Raw genomic sequence first — 4,485 nt, 5'->3', positions numbered from 1 at the left:
GGGTAAAAAGTCGCGCGCAACAAGTACAAGAAGCGTTTAGTCAGAACCGTACCGTGGGACACACGGAATCGGGCTTCTGAAAGGTCGCGAAAGTCTGTGGACTTTGTGTAAGACAGTACATGGTTTTTTAACCGTGGTATGGAACGGTGGTTGAAGCAGAAACTTAAATCGTGAGGTTTAGGAATCGCCGCACTTTTAGGGCGGCGAGGATGTCAAAATCCTCATCTCTGATGATAGGATGAACGATCGAAGCTCTCCAGAGAAACCCTATGACTAGCTTACTGCGCGACTTTTGGTATGTGGCCACACCGGCAAATAAACTGAAACCCGGTCAGCTAATGGCCAAAAAAATGCTAGGTGAACCGATTGTTGTCGGTAGGAGAGAGGATGGAGAAGTGTTCGCATTGCGGGATATTTGCCCCCATCGCGGCATTCCGCTGCACCATGGCTGGATTGAAGGGGATGGGGTGTACTGTTGCTATCATGGCTGGAAATTTAACACTAGCGATGGCGTTTGTTCTGAGATACCCTCATTAACCGAACACGATCGCCTTGATATTAGCCGAATTTGTGTCACCAGTTATCCCTGTCGCGAAATACAAGGTCATATCTGGGTGTTTATTCCGGCAGACTCAAAAAGGGAAATTAAGCAAGAAAATCTGCCTCCTGTGCCGATTATTAGCGATTTTGGCAAACTTACCCCCAAAATAGCCGAAACTATCACTTTTGACTGCAATATTGACCATGCGGTGGTGGGATTGATGGATCCGGCCCACGGTCCCTACGTTCATACTTCTTGGTGGTGGCGCAGCGGTCCGCGCAAATTTCGGGTCAAAGAAAAACAATACGAACCAGTTCCCCTCGGTTTTCGTCTTGCCCCCTATGATATGCCCGTAAGTGCGAAACCTTATAAAATTCTGGGTAATAAGGTATCGATTGAAATTGTTTTTGAATTGCCCTCGGTGCGTACAGAAATACTACGAGGTGATCGCTATTTGGCCTGTGCTTTTACGGCAATTACTCCCATCGATGAAAATCACTGCGAAGTCCATCAAAGTTTATACTATACGATTCCTTGGTTGGCATTTTTAACCCCTCTTTTGCGTTATTTAACCCGACAATTTCTTAAACAGGATCGCGATGTGGTGATTAAACAACAGGAAGGACTTAGTTATCATCCAGCTTTGATGTTAATTGATGATGCCGATACCCAGGCCAAATGGTATTATCGCCTCAAGCAAGAATACGAAAAATCTCAAGCAGAAAAACGGGATTTTGTCAACCCCATTAAAGCACAAATTTTACGGTGGCGTAGTTAGAATTTGAGCATTTTATTACTGGACTTGCCCTTTGACACAAGGTCATAACCTGTGCTGTAGGAGGGATTAAGAGAATTTCTGATGCCCCGTTACTGGGTACAAATCAGGGAAACCTCTAATAAATCTAAGGCTTTCTCTAAGTCTAATAATTGTCCTAAACTATGGCTACAAGTCTCGCCATTAAATCCTCTTGCTGTGGCTAATTTTGATAATATCATCGGGTAATTTTGAGAGGTTGCCAAGGGTTCTTTTTTTTGACTTGATCTACTTTTTAGCAAATATGATCCATCCCTGTCTATTAAGAAATATTACAATAAACATGGGTACGTTAAGAAAAGTTAACGGGTTTATCCATTGCTGGATAAGGGTTTTTGGCTATTGTAGTAACGAAAAAATTAACGGATTGACCGCAGGGATTGCCTATCAGCAATTCACAAACCGGGGGATTTTAATCGCTTTGGTTGTCGCTATTTTAGGAGGTGCGGCTAAACTTTTTGGTTTTTTTGCCTCCCATTAATCTTTTGATAAAATTCCTTGTAAAAAAGCGGTAGTTTTTAAATCAATCCCTGTAATTGCCGTGCCAACAACTACCGAATATGCACCAACTTCGAGGGCTTTTTTTGCTTCTGTTGGAGTCGATATTCCTCCTTCACAGATAACAGGAACTGATAACTTATTAACTAATTCTTCTAGGAAAGAAAAACTCGGCGGTGGCAGATTTTTAGTTGCTTCTGTGTAACCGTAAAGAGTTGTACCGACAATATCAGCACCGGCTGCCACGGCATAAATAGCACTTTCGATCGAGTCTATATCTGCCATGACTAATTTACCAGTTTCCTGATGAATACGATCGATAATTGTGGCTAAATTTTCATCATTAGGACGCTTTCTTGGGGTAGCATCCAAGGCAATTATATCTGCACCCGCATCGGCAATAGCGAGAGCATCTTGATATTTGGGAGTAATATATACCGAACAATCGCGATAATTGCGTTTCCAGAGCCCAATTATCGGTATATCCGGCAATTGTTGACGGGTGGCTTTCAGATGAGTGGGACTATCAATTCTGACCCCACAAGCACCCCTATCCACGCAAGCATGAGCCATGGCGGCAATAATTACAGGATCGTGCAGAGATGACTCCACTGGCGCTTGACAGGAGACGATTAAACCCGATTTTAAGGTTTCTATTCGCATAAATTGGGGTGTGGGGATTTCAGTTATCAGTGAGCAGTAATCAGTGAAAAGAGAGCCAAACTTGTCAATAGACATCTCCAAGAATTATAACCCAATCAAAGCTTACTTTTCTCTTGTGTACTAACAAATAGTTCGCTAATTGAGACATAGATCTTTCGTTGCTATATTGAAAAAATATGAAGTAATTAAAACCATTTCTATTCGGACAAATCTCTTAAGCAGAAAAACTTTTAGCCTTGGGATAATATTAGGTCTATGTCTACTGAGCATCGTTTACTTAAAACTCAAATCTGATAGCTGATAACTGATTTTGGACTGAGATTACTTATAAGCAGCGATACACTGTTCAACTAAAGCGGTTACTGCGTCCACATCTTTCCAACCGAGAATTTCTGTGACTTTTTTCTCTAGATTCTTATAGGTTTTGAAAAACTCGGCGATTTCCTGCAAGCGATGGGGAGAGACATCTTTGAGGGATTTTACCTCAGCATAACGAGGATCTTTAGCGGGAACACAGAGAATTTTTTCATCGCGATCACCACCATCGATCATTTCTAACATACCAATAGGGCGCGCCGTAATCACACAGCCGGGGAAAGTAGGCTGATCCATGATCACCATACCATCTAAAGGATCGCCGTCATCGGCGAGGGTATTGGGAACAAAACCATAATCACAGGGATATTGTACCGAAGAATAGAGAACGCGATCGAGAGCAAAGGCGTTTAAATCCTTATCAAACTCGTATTTATTCTTACTACCGGCGGTAATTTCCACTAAAACGTTAATTAAACCGGGTTTCGGTTGGGCAGGAATGCGCGATAAATCCACAAGCTTTCTCCAAATACAAGACATTGACACTCTCGCCGTCAAGCTACGCTGTGACGGGAGATTCTTGCTTCTACTCCTCTTAACTAGACACAATCGGAAGACTATGCCCCCGTCAGACCGAATCCACAAGCGTTTTAGTTTAACGTCTACCGACTGTCCGGCGGCGGACGGCTCTGAATTTTATTTGTGGGCTGTTTTGACCTTAGCCGTTAAGCTTCTATGCTGCTTGACCCGTCACCATTACATTTTCAAGGGCGATATTTGTTCCGAGGTACAAAGGAGCGAGAGGTTTCCGTGATACTTTACGCGCTTTACCGCTTTCTGTATTCTAGCGAAATCCCTCGAAAGTGGAAACGCTACCGCGTTAGTTTCACTTTGGTCGCGATTGATCTCCCGTTAAGCAAGGGCGGCTCTAACGGGAGATGAATCGCGACCTTGAGATAGCGCCTTTAGAGTCACCTAAAAGCGCAAGCAAAATTAAAACACACTTTAATTAACTCCGATCCAAATTTTACTCATAAGGGGGATCGGGACGAAGAAAAAATTTTTTACCTTGGCAATCGTCTATCTCAATTCTGTCACCTCATTTGCCTCGTTAGGGAGTAGGATGTTTTACCGGTAAGGGGTTCTTCGGTATAGTTAGGCGTGGAGTTATATCCAATCGCTAACAAGGGTAACGTTAGGGTCAGAATTGCGATCATGGTTCCGAGTAAATTGGCCCACCTATGACTAGGAGGTTCGGAAGTCTTCCCTGACGGGTTGCTTGATTCCATAAAGGGGTCGTGTTGAACTCGACAAGTAAAGAATACGAGAGATATATAGAGCATTAAGCTATCGGCCTTGAGCTTTTAGCAAATTACTGCTATTTTTTGCCTTTGGGCTTGGTTAACGTCTCGTTAGAAAGCGAAACATTAACAGCAATATTCCCCCTACTAATTATATTTTACCCATTTTTTTCCAGGAGTTCCCTCTGATACTTTTCTTGACGATCTCTCCAGATCATCGAAAATTTTGGGTGGGAAACCCCGCCGTTCTAGGTTGGCTTTACGTTAGAATTAAAAAGACCGTCTCGAAAACCAAGTGGGCGGACAGCACCTTGAAAACTCGGCTTAGGGGGTTCCGTTCAGAAAAGCTTGTC

The 4,485-nt window shown here is 43.1% G+C and carries 5 protein-coding genes and 1 pseudogene; 2 read left to right on the top strand and 4 right to left on the bottom strand.

Annotated features, from left to right (window positions below; genetic code table 11):
- Positions 1 to 269 precede the first annotated feature (269 nt).
- On the top strand, positions 270 to 1,319 hold the full coding sequence (locus tag IM322_RS00205) for a Rieske 2Fe-2S domain-containing protein (protein WP_004162539.1): 1,050 nt from the start codon (positions 270 to 272) through the stop codon (positions 1,317 to 1,319).
- A gap of 89 nt (positions 1,320 to 1,408) precedes the next feature.
- On the opposite strand, the gene IM322_RS00200 is transcribed toward IM322_RS00205, so the two are convergent.
- Positions 1,409 to 1,537 carry a hypothetical protein gene (locus tag IM322_RS00200; protein ID WP_287076563.1) on the bottom strand — a complete coding sequence of 43 codons (129 nt, stop codon included), beginning with the start codon at positions 1,535 to 1,537 and terminating at the stop codon, positions 1,409 to 1,411.
- A 167-nt stretch (positions 1,538 to 1,704) separates the two neighbouring features.
- On the opposite strand from IM322_RS00200, the pseudogene IM322_RS00195 reads away from it, so the two are divergent.
- A pseudogene (locus tag IM322_RS00195) lies at positions 1,705 to 1,836 on the top strand (DUF4164 domain-containing protein); the annotation flags it as partial.
- Here IM322_RS00195 and IM322_RS00190 read toward each other — a convergent pair.
- The 3 genes from IM322_RS00190 to IM322_RS23620 form a co-directional block, all read right to left on the bottom strand.
- On the bottom strand, positions 1,833 to 2,516 hold the full coding sequence (locus tag IM322_RS00190; protein ID WP_147069026.1) for an N-acetylmannosamine-6-phosphate 2-epimerase: 684 nt from the start codon (positions 2,514 to 2,516) through the stop codon (positions 1,833 to 1,835). The pseudogene IM322_RS00195 and the gene IM322_RS00190 overlap by 4 nt on opposite strands.
- Before the next feature lie 321 nt (positions 2,517 to 2,837).
- On the bottom strand, positions 2,838 to 3,347 hold the full coding sequence (locus IM322_RS00185) for an inorganic diphosphatase (RefSeq protein WP_004162542.1): 510 nt from the start codon (positions 3,345 to 3,347) through the stop codon (positions 2,838 to 2,840).
- A gap of 578 nt (positions 3,348 to 3,925) precedes the next feature.
- The gene (locus tag IM322_RS23620) at positions 3,926 to 4,120 is read right to left on the bottom strand and encodes a TLTLP motif-containing protein (RefSeq protein ID WP_502692592.1); all 195 of its coding nucleotides are present in this window, start codon (positions 4,118 to 4,120) and stop codon (positions 3,926 to 3,928) included.
- Positions 4,121 to 4,485 lie beyond the last annotated feature (365 nt).

Origin of the sequence: Microcystis sp. M109S1 (assembly GCF_020247025.1) — a bacterium.
GTDB lineage: Bacteria > Cyanobacteriota > Cyanobacteriia > Cyanobacteriales > Microcystaceae > Microcystis.
This window is presented reverse-complemented; position numbering and strand designations above follow the sequence as displayed.